This is a genomic window from Balneola sp. EhC07 (assembly GCF_001650905.1).
GTDB lineage: Bacteria > Bacteroidota > Rhodothermia > Balneolales > Balneolaceae > Balneola.
Window position 1 is genome coordinate 180,985 of sequence record NZ_LXYG01000020.1, and the last position, 21,404, is coordinate 202,388.

Sequence of the window (21,404 nt, forward strand, 5' to 3'; positions counted from 1 at the left end):
TACAATAACTAAACTTTACTTTGCTACGGCTTTTATGGGATTTCGAATATTTATCTTCATACTTTTTTTTACCGGGACCACTAACTCAATTGCGGAACCTTTTACTGTCTCAAATATTGATAGTTTAGATACTCAACTTAAAAGCCAGAATGGCCTAGAACTGGCTAATACGCTTATTGAAATTCTTGAGTACTATCAAAACATAAATGTTGACAGCTCTGTTTTTTATGCTACAAAACTGATTACCCTATCTGACTCTCTCAAATACACTGATGGAATACTGGCAGGCAATGCAAGTTTAATTAATGCTGATTTTACCAAAGGTGCCTACTATTCAGGAATAGAAAGAGGACTTCCACTTGTAAATCAGAATTATGAAGAAGAAGGATATCACCTTGCGAATCTTTTTCTGGCAGTTGGTAATTGCTATGGTTCCCTTGGTCTTTACAGATCAGGTATAGAGTATTATTTAAGAGCTCGTGAAATCTTTGCTCCACTAAATTCATTTGAAAAACTGAATACTGTAGCTAACAATTTGGGTGCACTTTATATACGACTTGGAAATTTTGAGTCCGCATTAGAAGTTTTCAGTAATATGAATATTGCGGCCGGAAGTAAAGCGCTTAGAGTTACCACTAAAGTTAATTTCGGGTTTATCTATTTTGGATTAAATGATCTGGAAAAAGCCGAAAATTACTTTTTGGATGTTTTTGATTTCGGAGATGACGCTATTGAAGTAAGAGCCAAAGCAATTTCCAGTTTCAAACTAGGCGATCTTTACACTCAAAAAAAGGATTATCAGCAAGCTCTTACTTATTTCAACAGATCCCTTGACTATTTTTCGATTCTGGAAAATGAAGCCCAAACTATGAATCCATTAAATGGTATTGCTGAAGTTTATTATAAAACGGGGAAACTTGATCAAGCAAAAGAGATAGCTCTACAATCAGAAAGAATCGGAGAAAAAACTCAAACACTTTCGGAATTAAACTCTGTTGTTAGCCTCCTTGCAGACATTTATAAAGAACAAGGCGATTATAAAAAAGCTTTTGAATATTCTATAAAAAACAGGGCGCTGAACGATAGCCTGAATATTAATCAGAGAAATCAGGAAATTCAGGTTAAAGAGGCGGAATACAATTTTGAAAGAAAAGAAGAAGAACTCAGAAGAGAACAAAGTGTAAAACTTAAAAACCAAAGAATAGTCCTTAGTGGGGTTACTTCTTTTTTTCTGATTAGTTTAGTATTCATATTTGTTTTTTATAGTAGTAAGAAGAATAAAGAGAAAGCGAATCTCCGTCTTGAAAGTTTAAATAAAGATCTTGAAGAGACTAACAAGATCAAAAATCAATTATTTTCAATTATCGCTCATGACCTTAGAAATCCTTTGAGTTCGCTTTACGGATTAGTGACGCTATTGGAAATGAAAGTAGCGGACAAAAAAGAATTAGAGCGCCTCATTCCTGAACTGGTTTCACAATTTAAACACACATCAACACTCTTAAATAACTTATTGAATTGGTCAAAAAGCCAGATGCAAGGGTATAAAATAGTTCCAACTAAATTCGATGTAAATGAGTTAGTTAGAACTAATATTGAATTGTTATCTCACCGATTTAAGGAAAAAGAAATATCAGTTGTTATTAAAGATGAAAACTCTCTGTCCGTTTTTGCCGACAAAAACATGATTGATTTGGTAATTCTCAATCTGCTTTCTAATGCTCTCAAATACTGTGATAAAAAAGACGAGGTAACAATTTATTCTGAATCAAAACCGGACTTTATTACTTTTTCTGTTAAAGATACAGGCACGGGAATCCCTGAAAATAAAATCGGATTGCTATTTACAAGTTCTTTCTATTCAACAAATGGCACCCGTAACGAAGCCGGCACAGGATTGGGGCTAATGCTCTGTAAGGAATTCATTGAAAAAAATGGCGGAAAAATTTGGGTTGAAAGTGATTTTGGGCAAGGCACAACCTTTCATTTCACTCTTCCTGTTACTGACTATAAACTTGATTCGTAATCAGTCCAAAATTCTTCTTTCAAATATTCAGGAACTACTTTTAAATCCTTAAGTTCATTTTTGTTCTTAAAAGCTACATCTTTAATAATTTGAGAGCTCTCACTTAATTCCGGGTCGGTTCCGGTTTGTAATTTCCCGGACAAATATTCTACTTTGTAAAACAATTCAATAGCGTGGAATTGGCCTTTGATCACTTCATTCACATGCATCAGACTTTTTGCTTTTACATGCAATCCTGTTTCTTCGAGAAACTCCCTCTTCAGTGTTTCTTCCAAGGTTTCTCCAAATTCCAAACCACCACCCGGCGGCATCCATGTCAACTCATTGGTAATTGGTGACAAAAGTTGAACAAGTAGTATCGAATTTCCCTTTACGAGCAATCCGCAACTTCTTAACCTTAACTTACCTTTATAGGATGACAACTATTTTGCTACTTTTCTCTTGGTTTTTTTTATCGGGCTGTAAAGCTCATTTGCTTTAGCATATTTCAAACTTGCCTTTACAAAATCTACAAATAAGGGCTGAGGATTATTCACTGTGCTCTTAAGCTCTGGGTGAAATTGCACTCCAACAAACCAAGGATGATCAGGAATTTCAACTATTTCTACTAAATCTCGTTCAGGATTCATTCCTACTAAAGAGAGACCTCCTTCAACAAGCTTATATCTTAAATTGTTGTTTACTTCATAGCGGTGTCGGTGACGTTCAAAAACGAGTTCTTCACCATAGGCTTTATATGCTTTCGAATCTTTGTCCAGCTTACAAGCATATTTACCCAGCCGCATTGTTCCTCCCATATTTTCGATATCCTTTTGATCATGCATGATATCAATAATCGGGTATTCGCATCCTTCTTCAAATTCAGTACTGTTTGCATCATCCCAGCCACAAACATTTTTAGCATATTCTATAACTGCACATTGCATTCCTAAACAAATCCCAAAGAAAGGAATCTTATTGATTCTAGCGTATTCAACTGCAGCTAGTTTCCCATCAATTCCTCTTCCACCAAAACCTGGAGCAACTAATACTCCGGAAATGCCATCTAGTTTTTCGGAAACATTTTCTTTTGTGAGATCATCTGATTGAACCCATCTAATTTTAACCTTACAGTCATTTACCGCTCCACCATGTATAAACGCTTCTACAATTGATTTGTAAGAATCATGATGCTCAACATATTTTCCAACCAGTGCAATTTCAACAGACCCTGACGGTGCTGTTACTGCCTCAACAAAGCCAATCCAGTTATCAAGATTATAATCTTTTGTTTCCAGTTGAAGCTTTTCAATGACTCTCTTATCCAAACCTTCTTCCTTCATAAGAAGAGGAACTTCATAAATACTTTTGGCGTCAAGAGAAGCAATAACATCTTCCAGATCTACATTACAAAAACGTGCTACTTTACTTCTGATTGAATTATCCAACGAGTATTCTGATCTGCACACAATAATATCAGGCTGCAAACCACTTTCTGAAAGAGTTTTTACAGAATGCTGAGTTGGTTTTGTTTTTAATTCACCCGCAGCAGCTAAAAATGGTACTAAAGTTAAGTGGATAGACAGTGTATTCTTTCTACCAACATTATACTTAAGTTGGCGAACAGCTTCGATGTATGGTAAACTTTCAATGTCACCTACTGTGCCACCGATCTCAACAATTACAACATCATAATGCCCTGATTTACCAAGCTCTAATACGTGAGATTGTATTTCATCAGTAATGTGAGGAATTACCTGCACTGTTTTTCCTAGATAAGCACCTTGTCTCTCTTTAGTAATTACGTCATTGTAAATTCTACCAGTAGTAACATTGTTCGACTGAGAGGTCTGTATATCTAAAAATCTCTCGTAGTGGCCTAAATCAAGATCTGTCTCAGCTCCGTCATCGGTTACATACACCTCACCATGTTCGTAAGGATTCATAGTACCCGGATCTACATTTATGTATGGATCAAGTTTTTGAACTGTGACCTTTAAACCCTGAGCGACCAGTAATCGCCCCAATGAGGCACAAATTATTCCTTTACCCAGAGATGATGCAACCCCTCCGGTTACAAAAATATACTTAGTAGACATGCGAAATTTGAGTGAAGTTGATGGATGGAAAAGATAGTATTCTAATGTGCCCTATTCAATTTAACTTTCAAAGAAATTTAAATTTATACTGCATTCTTTATTACTTCTTCAACTACTTTATTCAGCACATCCGGTTTATCAGTAAAAATACCTTTTGCGCCAACTTGTATGAGAGACTTCATTGTAAGTTCATCATTAACTGTATATATGAAGAACGGTATTTTATTATTATTCAACTGTAATACCCAGTTATCTGTTAGCTGCTCACGGCTACAATTAAAAGCATCAATATTATAATCCTTCGCAAGGCGTGAAGGTTCTCTTCCATGAGATTGAACTCGTTCGTATAGTAATGCACTTTTAATGTTAGTTTCTCTCTTACTTAGCCTTTCTAATACTCTGTAATCAAAGCTGGAGATCATTACTACTTCTTCCATACCCAGCTCTTCAACTAAATTTAACACTAACTCAACAATCCCGGATTCTTCGTTCTCTGTTACTACTTCCGGTTTGATTTCAATGTTTACTAATATTCTATTTCTTGAAAACTCAAGAACTTCTCTTAACGTAGGAATTCCTTCATTTTTAAATTTTGTATCAAACCAGGACCCGACATCAAGCTTCTTCAAATCTGAAAGTGTGTGATCTAAAACGAATCCACTCCCATTGGTTTTTTTATCCAGTCTTTCATCATGAAACACAACCGGTATGTTATCTTTGGAAAGTAAAACATCCAGCTCAATCATATCTGCGTTCATATCTACTGCAGCTTTAAAAGCAGACATCGTATTTTCAGGATAATACCAGCTTGCGCCTCTATGAGCTATTGTATAAAATCTTTTTTTAGAAAAGTTCATTCTTTAGGGATCAATACAAGAATAATTAACCCTTCCAATAAACTAATTTCGGAGGCTAAACGTAACTACAACTTACAGAAAAACGGACATAGTTCGTTTAATCAAGTTAAGATAACTTAGTTCAGAAAAGTTAATTCTGAAACGTTATCACTCTCTTTATTGCTTTATTGATCAATGAATTAAAACTGCCGGAACTTGAGAATGTCGAGTAAGATAAAATCAAACCTGAAATTATTGAAACACAACCTAATAAGCTTACAACTGTTGCCAACCACACAGGTTGTATTAGTTCCAGTATTGAAAGCGCTACCACCGTTGTACCCAATAAGATTTGAATGAATGCAGAAATTATCTGGAAACCATTGAAAGGAGCAAAATCATTTTTAGAAGAAAATGATTTAAATTGTCTATTCAATTTTATATCTAACTCTTTCTCAGAATCCTTTCCCAGTAAAGAATTCATTTCTTTTTCTTCTTTGTTCATGTCCTTACCTTTTACTAACCACTTTACTTTAACTAATCTAATAAATCAGCGCGAACAAAAAAATAAAAATGAGTAAAACCGATAATATTTACATCTACGGTCGTAATCCAATAATTGAAGCGCTAATCAATCGGCCTAATGAGGTTGAAAAAGTTTTTATTAAAAACTCTATTCAACTTAATTCCATTGACGGCTTAGCTGATTTAATTTCAAAAAACTCGATTCCGGTTTCCAAGGTTCCCCAAATTAAAATCCAGAATCTAGTAGGAAGAGTAAATGATCAGGGGATTGTTGCATTATTAAGTCAAATATCTTACACCAACTTCTTTGATTGGGTCTCAGAGTTAGATTTAAAATCAAATCCTGCTGTTGTTCTTTTGGATGGTATAGAAGATCCATATAATTTTGGTGCTATTCTCAGAAGTGCCGTTGCTGCAGGTATTTCTGCTGTGCTTGTACCTACTCAAAAACAAGCACCCGTTAATGCAACTGTATTTAAGACTTCTTCAGGAACTGCCGGAAGAATACCTATCATCAGAGTTCATGATATTAACCAAGGAATTAAAGACTTGGAACTTGCAGGATTTAAGATTTTTGGTTTAGATGGGGATTCTAAAAGATCTTTTTGGGAGGCTGAATTTAATACACCTACCGCTTTTCTGATTGGGAATGAAGGCGAAGGAATAGACCGAAAAACTTTAAAGAAAACATCCGAAACACTTAGAATACCGATGGTTAATAATGTAGAATCTTTGAATGCTTCCGTTTCTGCAGCTTTAATCTGTTACGAGTGGGCCAGAAAGCGCATATAAAAAAAGCAGGCTTTAAAAAAGCCTGCTTTTAACTTAAACCTGAATTTGATTAGGCTACATTTGCAACCACTTCAGATTCAGCGAAAAAATATGCAGCTTCTATTTTTCCATTTTCTACAGAATCAGATCCATGAATAATATTTTCTCCAAGGCTGTCTGCAAATTCTGCTCTTATTGTTCCTTTATCTGCTTCTTCAGGATTGGTAGCACCAATTAAAGTTCTGAAATCAGCAACTGCATTTTCTTTTTCTAAGATCATAGGAACACAAGCACCGCTACTCATAAATTCACACAACTCACCATAGAATGGTCTTTCTTTGTGAACTGCATAAAATCCTCCTGCAGTATCAGCAGTTAGTCTTGTCATTTTCATTGCTAAAATTTTGAACCCTGCTTCCTGAATTCTTTTAGTAACTTCGCCGATAAGTTCTTTACGAACACAATCAGGTTTCAAAATCGTCAACGTTCTTTCTAATGCCATTATATTTTTTCTGAAATTAATTTTTTTGTAACAACCCTTTTGAAAATCCCTCTTCAAAATGGTATTTAAAGATAAGATTTCGCACATTAATTGTCGAATATAAAGGGCGAGCAATACAATATTTATGCAAAATGATTACGAACATAGTTTTAGTTGGAATTTCAGCTTAAAAGCTACTCCAACACAATTATGGCCTTTTATTTCTGACACAAATAAATTTTTAAAAAAAGCAGGTCAGTTCTCTGTTCGCAAAGAGTCTTTTCTTACTGATACTAAAAAAGGATTTCTGGAACTAACTTCTACTAAAATGAATACCGGTTACGCTTGGGTGGAACAACCGTATTCGTGGGAAAAGCCATTTAGATTTGGAACATCCAGACAGTACAAAGCAAGTCTTATAAAAAATTTAAACTTTACCGTAAATTTGATTCCGGATGAATCAGGAACCAAACTTATTATAGACTTAAAGTTCACTACTTCCAGAAAATTTATCAGATATTTCCTTGTTCAATACATTGAAAGAATTGTTAAAAGAAAAGTGTACAACTTTGTACAGGAATGTGACCGATCTGCTTTTACGGAAGCATTTCCTTATGAGTATAATCCAAAAGCCCGGCTAAACAGAAGAGCTAAAAACAAAATTTCTGAAATTGAACAGGAACTTCAGGAAAAAACCCGCCGACAACGTATTATTAATCATTTAATCAGCTATATGCTTCGCGCTGAAGATGAAGATCTAAAAACAATTCATCCGTATACCTTAGCTGAATATTGGGGTGAAAAAAAATATTCTGTGCTTAACGTTTTTCTAAACGCAGCAAAACTTGGATTACTGGATTTCAGATGGGATGTATTTTGCCCGAATTGCAAAAGTACAAGACAAAGCTTTAGAAGAATGAGAGATATACACTCAGATCTTCACTGCGACGAATGTGACTCCAGTTATTCTATTGATTTTAACGAAAATCTCCATCTTGTCTTTAATCCTAACCCGCTTGTTCGTAAAATTTCCAACAGTACTTATTGTTATGGCGGGCCTCAGAATACACCACAAAGAGTTACACAGCATTACCTTAAGCCCGGCCAACAAAAATACTTAAATATAAACCTTGAGGAAGGAACCTATCTCTTTAAAACCTCTGCTAATGAAGGGTTTTTGAAACTTCATCTCAGAAAAGATATTGATGATGCAGCTACTATTTATATAACCAATGATGACTTGGGGGGACAGGAAGCCACAATATCAGTTACACCAAACCTGACAATTGTCAATGATTCAGATAATGATCTGATCTGTTATATAGAAAAAGAGAACTGGCGTGAGGAAGCAATCTATGCCACTGAGGTAACCTCCTCACATGACTTCAGAACATTATTTGCTCAGGAAACCCTGAAAGATGGTGAAAAGGTAACTGCTTCAAATCTGACGATCTTGTTTACGGATTTAATGAACTCTACCGATCTTTATCTACAAGAAGGAGATGAATTTGCCATCGGTCAATTGATGAGCCACTTTAAAATTATTCAACAAATAGTGGCTGAGGAACGTGGTGGTATTGTTAAAACTATCGGCGATTCAGTTATGGCTGTTTTCAAAGAACCTGTATCTGCTTTGAAAGCCGTAGAACGCATTCAACAAATATTTTCTTCTTCCACAGCGATGGGAGATTCTTTCAAACTCAAAGCCGGTATTCATTTGGGAAATTGTACGGCTGTAAATTTAAATGATCGAATTGATTACTTCGGTACAACGGTAAACATAGCTTCTAGACTTGTTGATGTAGCCGAAGAAAAAGAAATCGTGGTTTCTGAACCATTTTATAATTTTGGCGATACGGATCTTTATTTAGCTAATAACAGAAAGAGTTTATTTATAAAAAGTAGTGAAAAAGAGTTAAAGGGTTTTGAAAAAGAAACCTTCAAAGTAAAACAAATCAGTATGGAAAGAACTTCGTTACGACTTGTGATTTAAGCACTGTACTTCTATGCTAGTTTACAGACATTGTTTTATATTAAAATAAAAATGCCTGTTAAAAAACATCACCCCTCTATCAAGGACTCTACTTTGCATATGAAAGCAAAGAAAAATATAGCCTTGATTGCTCATGACCACAGAAAAATGGATCTATTGGACTGGGCAGAATTCAACAGTGAGTTTCTCAAAAATCACAATTTATTCGGAACAGGCACAACCGGGGCCTTGGTTGCACAAAAATTAAATCTACCGGTTTATACTTTTAAAAGTGGTCCTTTAGGTGGTGATCTCCAAATTGGAACTGCTATAGTAGATAATGAAATTGATATGATGATCTTCTTTTGGGATCCTCTTCAGGCTCAACCTCACGATGTTGATGTTAAAGCATTACAGCGAATAGCTATCGTTTATAACATTCCTTTGGCTTGTAATAGATCTTCGGCGGATTTTCTGATAACATCCCCACTTATGAATTCCAACTATGAGCGGTTTATTGTGGATTACAGCCAAAGATTTAAGAAAGATTTAGACGATTAAAGTTTTGATTCCGATTTATCACTATTGAAATATAAATTAGCTATAGAACTGCTTATTTTAACATTATTCAATCAATAGAAGAATCAAATTTTTCTCATGTCACTAAACAGACTTCAATTCGAAAAAAGCCCCTATTTACTTCAACATAAGAATAACCCGGTAGACTGGTATCCCTGGTGTGATGAAGCTTTTGAGAAAGCAGCATCAGAAAACAAACCCATTTTTTTATCCATTGGATATGCTACGTGCCATTGGTGCCATGTTATGGAACATGAGAGTTTTGAAGATGAAGAGATCGCAAAGTTACTGAACGATACGTTTATCAATATCAAAGTTGATAGAGAAGAGCGCCCAGATATAGATAGTACTTATATGACGGTGTGCCAAATGGTGACCGGTCACGGAGGTTGGCCTTTAACTATAATAATGACACCGGATAAAAAACCATTTTTTGCTGGAACCTATATCCCCAAAGAACCTAGGTTTCAACGTGTTGGTTTAAAACAACTGATCCCAGGTATTGCCGGAATGTGGAAATACGAACCTGAGAAGATTAAAAAAGCTACCAGTAGTATTCAGGATGGATTTGACAAATCACTTCATTTTGAAAAAGGAGTTTTTCCCGGTCTGGAAGCCGTAGATTTTGCTGCGGAACAGTTAACCAAGCGATACGATAATAAGCACGGTGGATTTGGAGGATCTCCAAAATTTCCATCGCCCCATAATTTAAATTTCCTGCTTCGTCAATGGTATGCCACAGGTGAAGAACGGTTTAAAGATTCAGTTGAGCACACGCTTACTAAAATGCGCCTTGGAGGAATCTGGGATCATGTGGGTTATGGATTCCACAGATATTCTACTGATGAAGAGTGGTTGCTACCTCATTTTGAAAAAATGTTATACGATCAAGCCCTGATGATGATAGCATACACAGAAGGTTGGCAGGTAACAGGAAACCCTTTATTCAAGCAAACTGTGTTTGAAATATCTGAATATGTAGCTCAGAACCTTACTCACGAAGAAGGTGGCTTCTTTTCTGCGGAAGATGCAGACTCTGATGGTGAAGAAGGAAAGTTTTATGTTTGGGAGACTAATGAAATAGATGAGATTTTATTGGATTCTGAAGCCGAAAACTTTAAATCTGCTTTTAATTTAAAGCCGGAAGGAAACTTTGAGGATGAGGCAACCAAACAGTTAACAAGCAAAAATATACCACATCTTACAGAACCTTTAACTGACGCAGACCTCAAGAATTTTAAATCTATTCGTACAAAACTTCTTACAGAAAGAGGTAACAGAACCAGACCTCTTCTTGATGATAAAATTCTCACAGACTGGAATGCACTTATGATCGCTGCTTTTGCAAAAGCAGGGAGTGTATTTGGAGAGGAAGAATTTATCAATAAAGCTGAAACTGCTTTCGGTTTTCTTGAAGAAAATCTATTTAAGAACGGAAGCCTTTATCATCGCTATAAGGATGGTGAGTATAAAATCAATGCATTTGCAGATGATTACGCATTTTTGATTTGGGCTACTATCGAATTGTATGAAGCAACACTGGATGTTAGTTATTTAAAAAAGGCTATTCTATATACTGAGCAGTTCATCGAGAGGTTCTGGGACAAAAATGATGGCGGTTTCTATTTTACAGATACAAATACCGAAGAACTATTAGGCAGACAAAAACAAATCTATGATGGAGCGATTCCTTCTTCTAATTCTGTAGCTATAATTTCTTTAATCAGACTAAGCAGGATAACAGGAAGAACTGATTTTGAAAGTTATGCTAATTCTATTGGCGAGTACTTTTCTTCAGATATAATCAGATCCGGATCTAGTATCACTCATGGATTGCAGGCCATCCAATATCTTAATAACAGTCCAAAAGAAATTGTGATTGTTGATGATACTTTTCCAAGTAAGAAAGTGCTTTCAGAAATAAGAACTGTTTTCTCTCCGTTCAAAGTCTGCTTATTCAAGAATTCAGAACGGATTGACATCTGCGAATTTGCCAACTATACTCAAGCAATGGAACGAATCAACGAAAGCATCACTTTCTATTATTGTTCAAATCACACTTGTGAAAACCCGACTAACAACCTGTCTCAACTACAAAATCTTTTGAAATCAAATTCTTTAGGTTAATTTATTGATCAAGTTTCAATCCGGTGTGAGACATAACTCGTAATATTAATTCAGGAACATAAGGTATGCTGTTTTTCATTATATCTGCTATTGGCAGGTTTTTAAATCAGGACAATTCCAGGGATAAAGACTTGCTCAGGCGAATAGCACAGAAAGACCCTGTAGCACTTTCGCTTTTATATGATCAATACAATCGGCTTTTATTCGGTTTGCTTATATCCATTCTTAAAAAGAAAACGGAAGCGGAAGATATATTGCAGGAAGTTTTCAGCAATATATGGGAAAAAGCAGATCAGTTTGATCCGGATCGAGGAACCGGTTACACCTGGATTGTTTCGTTAACAAGAAATAAAGGAATAGATCGGTTGCGATCTAAAGTATATAAAGAACAGAAAAAACAATCGACCAGTTTGGACAATGATGATGTTTACCATCCATTATATTCAAGTGAAAATAACCCACTTGAGGATACAATTTTATCTGACAGAGCAGACATGGTGAGAAAAGCATTGCAACAAATTTCTGAAAAACAGAGAAAAGTAATTGAGATTTCATACTTCAGCGGATTAAGTCAATCTGAGATTTCAGAAGAATATGATATTCCGTTAGGGACAGTAAAAACAAGAATGCGAGATGGCATGATGAAACTAAGAGATATTTTATCGGGAGCAGAACAATGAGTACACAAGACAATACTTTATTCGAAGAACTCTGTGTTGGTTTTGTATTAAATTCGATAACCAGCGAAGAGGAAAAAGAATTTAAATCACTCTTGAACAATGCAACTCAGGAACAGGAGCAACTTTATCAGGATATGCAAAGTATTGCCTCTGAAATGGCTTTACTTGCTTACGATCAAAAGCCCTCAGAGTCTGTAAAAGAACAGTTGTTAGAAATGGCTTGGGCCTCTGTTCATGCAAGAGGTGGAAGTGCTAATGTTCACTATCTTTCCAGATACAGAATTTCAGCAGCTGCAGCAGTCTTATTTCTTGTAAGTTCATTAGGTTTATTCTTCTTCAATCAAAACCTGGAAACTGACCTTGAAACCCAAAAGGAACTTGTAGTTCAGAAAGAAAACACCATTCGCATTTTGGAAACTGAAGTTGAGCAAAAGTCTGAGCTTTTAGCCATTCTAGAAGCTAGAGATGTTGATCTCATATTAATGGATGGCTTGGAAGTTAATCCGAATGGCTTCGGTAAAGTTGTTTGGGATAAAGAAAACGGACAAGCATTACTTCAAGTTGCCAATATGCCTGCTGTACCAACGGCTAAGGAATACCAACTGTGGTTTGTAATAAATAACCAGCCTTTCAGCGCCGGGGTATTTGCGGTGAATGACCCTGAAAGAGATAACTTTTTCAAAATTCAGGAACTGAACCAATCTGCAAGCCAAGGTGCTTTTGCAATTACACTGGAACCTGAGGGTGGTTCACCTCAACCCACCGGGGATATGTATATGCTTGGTGCTATGTAGTAGATTTTGGCAACTTACAATTCAAGAATTAAAAAACTCCTTCTTACCGGTGGGAGTTTTTTTTGTACATACAAGAAACAAATACCAATCCGTCTTAAAAGGAGCTTCGTACTTGCTATTACATATTTGTATTTAGTGATAGAGATAAGGAGTTGTAGCTTGAAAGCGCAACTCCTTTTTTATTATCCGCTTAAAATCCAATCTGAACGGAAACTCCTTTCGTATCGTTAGTTAAGTATAATAATAACTAAACTTACGAGAATAATGAAAAAACAAAAGATACCATTTTTGGTAACTGTTTTATGCTTACTGGTATTTGGTACAACCCAAATAGCTAACGCACAAACAGTGTTTGAAACTACGCTTAGTGGGAGTAACGAAGTACCCACTGTTACAACTTCTGCAAACGGAAGTATAACTGCTACACTTAACGGAAATGAACTAACTGTTGAAGGTTCTTTTGAAGGACTTAGCAGTGCTTATGCTGCCTCTCATTTGCACGCAGGCATGGCTGGTGAAGCTGGTGGCGTACTTTTCACTTTAAACGCTACAGTAGACGCTGACGGAATGGGCGGAACATACACTACCGCAAATAACACTTTCACACTATCAAGTGGCCAAGTGGATACATTAGAAGCGCGCGGAATTTATGTTAATATACATTCTGAAACTTACGGAGCCGGAGAACTTAGAGGTCAATTGGCTCCTCAAGCAGATGTTGTATTCAGAACTAACGTTTCCGGTGCACAGGAAGTACCGGTAGCAAAAACCATGGCAAGTGGTGCTCTCATCCTTGAACTAAATGGGGATTCACTATTTGTTTCAGGTTCATTTAATGGACTTTCAAGTAATTATGCAGCTTCTCATTTACATACTGCAATGGCTGGTAGTGCCGGTGGTGTTGCTGTAACTCTAAATGCTACTGTTGCAGCTGACAATCAATCAGGAGTTTATTTAGCAGCTGATAACAGATTTGAACTTACTACAGATCAAAAAGAAGCACTTATGAATAGAGGCGTATATGTAAATATACACTCAGAGAATTTTGCTTCCGGTGAATTAAGAGGACAAGTTACTCCTCCCGTTACAGCTTCGTTCTTTGCGAGCTTATCAGGAAGTGCTGAAATTCCTTCTGCGAATACAAATGCCGGTGGTGCAGTTGTAGTTGAACTAACTACAGACGATTCATTAGTTGTTACCGGTACATTTGCTGAACTGCAAGGTGATTTTGATGCCTCTGTAGCTGGTGGTTCTCATCTGCACGCAGGACATTCAGGAACAAACGGAATGGTTGATATATTAATTAATGCTGAAGTAGAGGCTAATTTAAAGGCTGGTGCTTATTTAGCAAAAGACAATAAATTTGCTGTTGATGCTTCCCAGATTGAAACTCTACTTAACAGAGGTTACTACGTTAATATTCATACTACAACATTTGGAGCAGGTGAGCTTCGCGGACAAGTACTCGGTGATGCTTCTGCTTATTTCAAAACAAATTTGAGTGGTTTACACGAACAACCTACTCCTGTAATTACAGAAGCATTCGGTGCTGTTAACGTAGAGATCACAGGTGACAGAGCTATTGTAACAGGTGGTTTTGATGCGCTTTCAAGTGCTTACGCAGCATCCCATTTACATTCTGGAAGTGTTACCGCTAGTGGTGGAGTTGAAGTTACATTAGACGCTACTGTTTCCGGTGATACAAGTGGTGTTTATGAAGTATCTAATAACACTTATACCCTTACCGAAACACAATTAGAGACGATGAGTAGTCAAGGTTTGTATGTAAATGTACATTCTCAAACTGAAGCTGCAGGAGAATTAAGAGGACAACTCCTTTTTGGTGATAACTTATTCCCTGAGAAAAGTTCGTTATTAACACCGATAGATAATGCTGAAATCAGTATTGCAGGTGATGTGTCTACAAACTTGGTGGCTACCTGGTCTGCAAGCTCAGATATCGAAGGAGATAGCTTGACTTATACTTGGCAAGCAGCTACAGATTCTTTATTTGCTGACATTATAATCAATGCAAATGTTGGATCAGACCTTAACTACAATATTTCGTATGGTGACCTGGATACAATCTTAGTAGACCTTGGCGTTGAGTCTGGTGCTTCTGCAACAGTGTACCATAGAGTTATTGCTTCTGACGGAAGCGACGAAACATCAAGTGATACAAGATCAGTATCTATGGAAAGAGGAACATTAACATCTAATGAAAATGATGGAATAGATGCTCCAAACAGATTTGTACTAGATCAAAATTACCCAAATCCTTTTAATCCAAGTACAAAAATTAGCTTTTCTTTAGAAGAAGCAGCACCAACACAATTGGTTGTTTACAACATGCTTGGACAAAAAGTTGCCACTTTGGTTAACGAAAGATTAAGTGCAGGTAATCACACCTTCAACTTTAAAGCTGACAATTTATCTTCAGGTATTTATATCTACAGATTACAATCAGCTAATCAAAGCTTAACAAAGAGAATGACACTGATTAAATAGTATATTAATTAGTACAAATTAAAAGGGAGTTTGGTAAACCAAACTCCCTTTTTTTATATCTCTATTTTCTGATGTTCAGATACTAGTTCCCTGACATCATCTTAAACATTAGATCTGTTACACTGATAAGATTAACTCCTGTTGGTATCTGAACCATCGCTTTCGCAATACTGGACTTATTAATATTGGTAACTTCCATCACGGTTTCAGTACCTTTTTTCCCCGTCACTTCAACAAGCATTGGAAAATTTTTCCCCGTAAAAACTGCGTCTCTTGATTGATTAACTGCTCTGTTTGCTTCAGCCGGTATATTTTTCCAAGGCTCAGCTAGCATTCCCCAGTTTATATCTATATTCGGTGTAAGCCAAACAGACATTTTAGAATCGGCTTCTTTACCTGAAATAACCAACTCGTATGTTTTATATCCATTTATAGTTCTTTCCCGATCAGTATATTCAAAATTCATTTCCTCATTTTCTGAACTGTTTGGTGAAGAATCGCTTCCCCATGAAAGAAACATTTTAAATAACCCTTCCACTTCTGATTTAGTAACCTGAAGTGCATCATTATTCTCCATTAACACTACAAAGTCTTTTTTGTCATTACGAATCAGCATCCCTCCGGAATTAAATGACTGACCAAAATTCATCTCATCTTCTCCTTTCAAAAAGATCCGATCTGCAGTTACATACATATTAAGCTGATTAACTGAAGTCTTACCATTTTCATTATCACCATATAGGTTCATGGATATATGACCTTCAAACTGTGCCTGAAGAGGATTAGAAAAAAAAGTGACACATAAAAATAGAAGTGTACTTAAATATATTTTGGTTCTCATAATTATCTCTGGATGTTTTAGATTGAGGAGTTTAACGAACTTCATAGTTGGATGTTACGCAGAAATTAGATCTTCCATTCCCACGTTCACTTTTTTGATCCAACCACCGGCTACTACGTCATCACTTTCGTAACAAACTATAGCTTGTCCGGGAGTTATGGCTTCTCTTCCGGTTGGGAAATGAACTTTGATCTCATCTTCTCCCAGTTGAGTTAAATATCCCATTGCTCCGTCATCGTTATATCGAATTGCGCCGGTGATCTCCATCTCAGTTTCCGGAATTCTGTCGTACTTCACTAAATTTATTTCTTTAGCTGTCAGTGTAGAACTGACAAGATCTTCCTTCTCTCCTATAGTGATCGTGTTTGTTATCGCGTTTATATTTGTTACGTAGACAGGCTTACCCATGGGCAAATTTAATCCGCGTCTTTGACCAATTGTATAAAAAGGATAGCCTTCGTGCTCGCCTAAAATATTTCCGTCTTTATCTACAAACTTTCCTCCTTTCATTTTCTCTTCCAGACCCGGAACTTTGTCTTTTAGAAATCTGCGATAATCATCATCCGGTACAAAACAGATTTCATAAGAATCTGGCTTATTGGCTACGTTTAATAATCCATGATCTTCGGCTATTTGACGAATTTCCGGTTTTGAATATCCACCCAAAGGAAAAATGGTTCTTTCAAGGTGCTTTTGTGCAACACCCCATAATGCGTACGATTGATCTTTCTTCGGATCTAATCCTCTGGAAATGATGTGACGTCCGTTTTCTTCTCGTACTCTTGCATAATGTCCTGTAGCAATGAAATCACATCCCAGGTTGTCTGCTCGTTTTAACAAAGCAGCCCATTTGATATGAGTATTACAAAGCACACAAGGGTTAGGAGTTCTTCCGTCCATATAATCACCCACAAAGCGATCAATTACCCAATCACCAAACTCTTCCCTTATATCTACGATGAAGTGTTTAAAACCATGGTTTACGGCAATGTGGCGAGCATCATTCATAGACTCTACCGTACAACATCCCGTTTCTTTCCCGTTATCACCACCGCTTCGGTGATAATCCCAGGTTTTCATGGTAATTCCAATTACCTCGTATCCTTGTTCTCTTAGCATTACAGCAGCTACAGATGAATCTACACCGCCACTCATTGCTACAAGAACTCTGCCTTTTTTACTCATTTCAAGATGTGAGTTTCTCTTTGAATTTAATTGATACTAAAGATAAGGCTTTTGTTAACTGATTGCGATATTCGTTTAAATATCTCTGATAGTGTTTATCGATGACTTAGATTAGCTTCTAAAAACACATTTAATTTATTCTCTAACAACCATTGCTATAGTATTCTGTAACTGATATGAAATAGAGTTCTCAATATTGAATATTCCTTGTTGGATATTCAATATTCCCTAAGTCATATACAAATACGGCTTCCAGGGTTCCTGAACTCCACCATTTATATCTCTGAAAAATGTAATTGGTATAGGACGATATGGTTTACTACGAAGTTCCATATTTGCTTCTTTAGGCGTTCTGTTCCCTTTCTTTACGTTACATTTATCGCAAGCAGTAGTCAGGTTTTCCCAGGTATCTTTACCGCCTCTGCTTTTGGGATGAATATGGTCAATGGTTAGCTTAGATTTCTGCCCGCAATACTGACATCTAAAACTGTCTCTGCGCATCACATTTCTTCTTGTCAGAACCACTTTTGTATAAGGTAAGCGTATGTATCTGCGTAACCTGATTACAGAAGGGAAATCAAATTGGTCACTGGGCGTTCTCAGTTTCTTTTCCGGATCATCATGCAGCAACTCTGCTTTTTCCAAAAAAATAAGCTTCATAGAACGTTGCAAAGAGCAAACGCTCAAAGGTTGATAATCTTGATTAAGAACTAATACGTTTGCATTCATTGCATTCGGTTAAGTTTCATGTCTTTAATTTTTCTTTCATAGAGAATGCAGATATGAATCGAAATTCAACCAGTTAACGCTGGCAAGCCTTAGTATGATATATTTATCTCATAAAAACAAATACACACGTGTTACCTTTTTTTTAACAATGTGATGATTTTAATGAATAATTATCTGAGTTAGTTTTTATATTTGGAAGCGCTTTTTTAACAGAATTGAAATTAAACTAACATAATGTCCGAGATTAAAGACGCCCTCACAAAAGAGTACTACAAAGAACCTGCCCCACTAACTCAAGACGACTCCCCTTTTTCATCCATGATGGAAAGATTCAGATTTGCCGCTGATATTTTAGATCTGGATGAAGGCATGTTTAAATATCTTTCTACTCCTGAAAAGGTAGTAATGGTTGCTATTCCGGTTATTATGGATGATGGCAGAATTGAAGTATTTGAAGGCTATCGTGTAATTCATAACAGCATTTTGGGACCTTCCAAAGGTGGAATTCGATACGCTGAAGATGTACATCTCGATGAAGTTAAAGCACTGGCTGCATGGATGACCTGGAAATGTGCCTGTGTAAATGTTCCTTTTGGTGGAGCCAAAGGCGGTGTACGTGTTAATCCCAAGCTCCTTTCAAAAAATGAGTTAGAAAGATTGACCAGACGGTACACTTCAAACATGAGTGATGTCTTTGGACCGGAACGAGATATCCCGGCTCCTGATATGAATACCAATGAGCAGACTATGGCCTGGATCATGGACACGTACAGCATGAAAAGTAAAAGAAATGAAACTGCTGTGGTAACAGGAAAGCCTATAATTCTAGGAGGCTCTAAAGGAAGACGTGAAGCAACAGGACGTGGAGTAATAACCACGGCTTTGGCTGCCATGAACAAGCTCAAAATTTCCCCAAGTGATGCTTCCATTGTTGTGCAGGGTTTTGGTAATGTTGGATCTGTTTCTGCTCAGCTGATTTATGAACAAGGTGCAAAAGTAATCGCTATAAGTGATGTAAGCGGCGGATACTATAATAAGGAAGGAATAGATATTCCGGCGGCAATCCACTATTCCCAAACTAATAATTATTCATTGGAAGGTTTTGACGGAGCAGAATCTATTAGTAATGCGGATCTGCTTGAACTTGAATGTGATGTATTAATTCCGGCAGCAAAAGAAGATCAGATAAACAGAGAGAATGCTTCTAATATAAAAGCAAAGATTATCGCCGAAGGAGCAAATGGTCCCGTAACTGCAAATGCAGATTCAATTCTGGATGAAAACGGCGTAATGGTTGTTCCGGATATTCTTGCAAACGCAGGTGGTGTAACTGTTTCTTACTTTGAGTGGGTACAGGACAGACATGGATATTTCTGGACCGAAGAACGCGTTAATCGTCGTTTGAACAGAATGATGAGAGAAGCTTTTGATAACTTGTTTATGGTGAGTGAAAAGTATAGTATTACGCTAAGACAAGCAGCGTATGTGTATGCAATTGATCGTGTAGCAACAACGCTGAAACTACGTGGTATTTATGCTTAATAATTGATGAGTTACAGAAAAGAACTTGTTCTGAGATCTACCTATGAAGACCTGGATAAACTGGAAGGTTTTCTGAACGACTTACAGACAGACTTAAAATTTGATGACGAGTTTTATGCACGATTAATGCTCACCGTTAGTGAAGCTGCAACTAATGGCGTTGTTCATGGAAATGAATTGGATGAATCCAAAAAGGTAACCCTCATCGCAGAACATGACGGTTCAAATCTTGTAATTACTACTCAGGATGAAGGTGGGGGATTTGATCCGGATGAAGTTCCAGATCCGCTTGCAAATGAAAATATTCTGAATACAAGCGGTCGTGGTGTTTTCCTGATGGGAGAATACGCCGATGGAGTTGATTATCAGGATGAAGGAAGGAGATTGATCCTAAGTTTTGATCTCAAATCTTAGTGCTTTTTTAATTCACTCTTCTCAACAAATCTCCACTTAGTCTTAACAATTCGGTTTCTGCATTTTTTGCTTCAATTTGAGCTATTATCAATCGGTTTTCAGCATTCAGTAAACTAAGTTGAGCTTCTCTAAGCTCTACAGAGTTAATGGTTCCCAACCTGAATCTTTCCAAAGCAATATCCAGACTTTGTTTTGTGAATTGCAGATTCTCCTGTTCCAGTTCGATCAAAGAAAGAGCATCAATATACTGTTCATACACTTGCTGAATTTCAGACCGCAGTCTCAGTTTTAACTCTTCCAGCTGTAACTGTTGATTCTTTAGTCGTATTTGAGCGTTTTGGGATCTTCTGTTTTTATTAAATCCATCGAACAAATTAATTCTTGCGGTAATACCATAATTAAAACCGGACGTATTAGAGAAATCCACAAAACCTGTACTCGTTTCTGTTTTACTGTATCCATATCCCCCGCTTACATCAACCTGCGGAAACCAGTCTCCTCTTAGTTCATTGATCTCTTCACTTGCTGCCATTTCATTCAACCGCGCTACCGACAATGATTTATTTTCAACCAATGCTCGTTCAGTAAGAACTTCCAGATCCATCATTTCTCCCATTTCAATCGCAGGCTCTACATCAAAGTTTTCAAAAGATGAATTAGATAAGATCTGATTTACGATGATCTTTGATTGCTTTAATGTGGTTCCTGATCGGATCAAAGCAGCCCTGTCAGCATTAAAATCTGCACGTGCCTGTAACAGATCATATTCAGAACCTGAACCCAGGTCCTTTTTTGTTTCTGCAATTCTTATGCGTTCTTCTGATACCTGTACAGTATTTTCAAGTATTTTATGCGCCTTTTGTCTTGCAACGATCTGGTAATAACCATTGATTAGTTCAGCAAGTAAATTTTCGATTTCAAGACGAGTTTGCTCTTCCCCAATTTCTGCTTCCAGATTCAGTCGGTCTTTAGTTGCAAACATTGTCAATCCATCAAAAATGGTCCAAGTTGCATCTATGCCATAATTATAGCTAGTGGTTTCAACTCCTTTATCATTTCGGTCAGGTATTGAATTAGCCGAATATTGAGTCTCATTATCTTCGATTCTTTTGGAGATGGTTCCGTCAGCAGTCACTACAGGGAGAAGCCCTGCATTCCCTAATGAATTATTATTCTTTGCTATTTGTGCCTCATTTTTTGCTATTCGGATAGCGAAATTCTTTTCCAGTCCCTTTTGGATGGCTTCCTCTATTCGCAAGGTATCTTGTGCCATGACGTTTGAAAGCCCAAATGAAAACAACATACCAAATAGTACT

The 21,404-nt window shown here is 36.8% G+C and carries 19 protein-coding genes; 10 read left to right on the forward strand and 9 right to left on the reverse strand.

From position 1 onward, the window contains the following. Positions 1-34: 34 nt before the first annotated feature. Positions 35-2,026, forward strand: a complete 1,992-nt coding sequence (locus A8B79_RS15275; RefSeq protein ID WP_066224468.1) for an ATP-binding protein — start codon at positions 35-37, stop codon at positions 2,024-2,026. Here A8B79_RS15275 and A8B79_RS15280 read toward each other — a convergent pair. The 4 genes from A8B79_RS15280 to A8B79_RS15295 all read right to left on the reverse strand — a co-directional run bounded on the left by A8B79_RS15280 (position 2,008) and on the right by A8B79_RS15295 (position 5,445). Continuing rightward, a complete protein-coding gene (locus A8B79_RS15280) occupies positions 2,008-2,448 on the reverse strand; it encodes an NUDIX domain-containing protein (RefSeq protein WP_076782626.1) in 441 nt (146 codons plus the stop codon). The two genes, A8B79_RS15275 and A8B79_RS15280, sit on opposite strands and share 19 nt — an antisense overlap. Continuing rightward, positions 2,449-4,104 carry a CTP synthase gene (locus A8B79_RS15285; RefSeq protein WP_066224472.1) on the reverse strand — a complete coding sequence of 552 codons (1,656 nt, stop codon included), beginning with the start codon at positions 4,102-4,104 and terminating at the stop codon, positions 2,449-2,451. An 83-nt stretch (positions 4,105-4,187) separates the two neighbouring features. Continuing rightward, positions 4,188-4,961 carry a glycerophosphodiester phosphodiesterase gene (locus tag A8B79_RS15290; RefSeq protein WP_066224475.1) on the reverse strand — a complete coding sequence of 258 codons (774 nt, stop codon included), beginning with the start codon at positions 4,959-4,961 and terminating at the stop codon, positions 4,188-4,190. Between the two features lie 130 nt (positions 4,962-5,091). Then, positions 5,092-5,445 (reverse strand): hypothetical protein, encoded by a 354-nt coding sequence (locus A8B79_RS15295; RefSeq protein WP_066224477.1) that lies wholly within the window; start codon positions 5,443-5,445, stop codon positions 5,092-5,094. A gap of 68 nt (positions 5,446-5,513) precedes the next feature. Here A8B79_RS15295 and rlmB point away from each other — a divergent pair, with 68 nt between their 5' ends. Further along, positions 5,514-6,257: a 23S rRNA (guanosine(2251)-2'-O)-methyltransferase RlmB gene (gene rlmB / locus A8B79_RS15300; RefSeq protein WP_066224480.1), complete on the forward strand. Its 744-nt coding sequence runs from the start codon at positions 5,514-5,516 to the stop codon at positions 6,255-6,257. A 49-nt stretch (positions 6,258-6,306) separates the two neighbouring features. On the opposite strand, the gene ndk is transcribed toward rlmB, so the two are convergent. Further along, the gene (ndk, locus tag A8B79_RS15305) at positions 6,307-6,738 is read right to left on the reverse strand and encodes a nucleoside-diphosphate kinase (protein WP_066224484.1); all 432 of its coding nucleotides are present in this window, start codon (positions 6,736-6,738) and stop codon (positions 6,307-6,309) included. 124 nt (positions 6,739-6,862) lie between these two features. On the opposite strand from ndk, the gene A8B79_RS15310 reads away from it, so the two are divergent. The 6 genes from A8B79_RS15310 to A8B79_RS15335 all read left to right on the forward strand — a co-directional run bounded on the left by A8B79_RS15310 (position 6,863) and on the right by A8B79_RS15335 (position 15,377). After that, positions 6,863-8,710, forward strand: a complete 1,848-nt coding sequence (locus tag A8B79_RS15310) for an adenylate/guanylate cyclase domain-containing protein (protein WP_066224487.1) — start codon at positions 6,863-6,865, stop codon at positions 8,708-8,710. Positions 8,711-8,761: 51 nt separating this feature from the next. Beyond that, positions 8,762-9,250: a methylglyoxal synthase gene (locus tag A8B79_RS15315; protein WP_235603772.1), complete on the forward strand. Its 489-nt coding sequence runs from the start codon at positions 8,762-8,764 to the stop codon at positions 9,248-9,250. A gap of 96 nt (positions 9,251-9,346) precedes the next feature. After that, positions 9,347-11,395, forward strand: a complete 2,049-nt coding sequence (locus A8B79_RS15320) for a thioredoxin domain-containing protein (RefSeq protein ID WP_066224489.1) — start codon at positions 9,347-9,349, stop codon at positions 11,393-11,395. Between the two features lie 65 nt (positions 11,396-11,460). Next, positions 11,461-12,075: a sigma-70 family RNA polymerase sigma factor gene (locus tag A8B79_RS15325; RefSeq protein ID WP_066224492.1), complete on the forward strand. Its 615-nt coding sequence runs from the start codon at positions 11,461-11,463 to the stop codon at positions 12,073-12,075. Beyond that, a complete protein-coding gene (locus A8B79_RS15330) occupies positions 12,072-12,869 on the forward strand; it encodes an anti-sigma factor (RefSeq protein ID WP_066224495.1) in 798 nt (265 codons plus the stop codon). The genes A8B79_RS15325 and A8B79_RS15330 overlap by 4 nt, the downstream gene beginning before the upstream one ends. A gap of 264 nt (positions 12,870-13,133) precedes the next feature. Then, positions 13,134-15,377, forward strand: coding sequence for a CHRD domain-containing protein (locus tag A8B79_RS15335; protein WP_066224497.1), 2,244 nt, complete (start codon positions 13,134-13,136; stop codon positions 15,375-15,377). A gap of 82 nt (positions 15,378-15,459) precedes the next feature. Here A8B79_RS15335 and A8B79_RS15340 read toward each other — a convergent pair whose 3' ends face one another. The 3 genes from A8B79_RS15340 to A8B79_RS15350 form a co-directional block, all read right to left on the reverse strand. Continuing rightward, a complete protein-coding gene (locus tag A8B79_RS15340) occupies positions 15,460-16,218 on the reverse strand; it encodes a DUF4412 domain-containing protein (RefSeq protein ID WP_066224501.1) in 759 nt (252 codons plus the stop codon). Between the two features lie 54 nt (positions 16,219-16,272). Beyond that, positions 16,273-17,403 (reverse strand): tRNA 2-thiouridine(34) synthase MnmA, encoded by a 1,131-nt coding sequence (gene mnmA / locus A8B79_RS15345; RefSeq protein ID WP_066224506.1) that lies wholly within the window; start codon positions 17,401-17,403, stop codon positions 16,273-16,275. Positions 17,404-17,631: 228 nt separating this feature from the next. Further along, positions 17,632-18,063 (reverse strand): HNH endonuclease, encoded by a 432-nt coding sequence (locus A8B79_RS15350; RefSeq protein WP_201118655.1) that lies wholly within the window; start codon positions 18,061-18,063, stop codon positions 17,632-17,634. Between the two features lie 303 nt (positions 18,064-18,366). Between A8B79_RS15350 and A8B79_RS15355 the strand changes: the two genes are divergently transcribed. Then, entirely contained in the window at positions 18,367-19,674 is a 1,308-nt protein-coding gene (locus A8B79_RS15355; protein WP_066224512.1) for a Glu/Leu/Phe/Val family dehydrogenase, read from the forward strand. 6 nt (positions 19,675-19,680) lie between these two features. After that, positions 19,681-20,088 (forward strand): ATP-binding protein, encoded by a 408-nt coding sequence (locus tag A8B79_RS15360; RefSeq protein WP_066224517.1) that lies wholly within the window; start codon positions 19,681-19,683, stop codon positions 20,086-20,088. A gap of 7 nt (positions 20,089-20,095) precedes the next feature. Here the strand turns inward: A8B79_RS15360 and A8B79_RS15365 are convergent, their stop codons facing one another. Next, positions 20,096-21,361 carry a TolC family protein gene (locus A8B79_RS15365; protein ID WP_066224519.1) on the reverse strand — a complete coding sequence of 422 codons (1,266 nt, stop codon included), beginning with the start codon at positions 21,359-21,361 and terminating at the stop codon, positions 20,096-20,098. Positions 21,362-21,404: the final 43 nt, after the last annotated feature.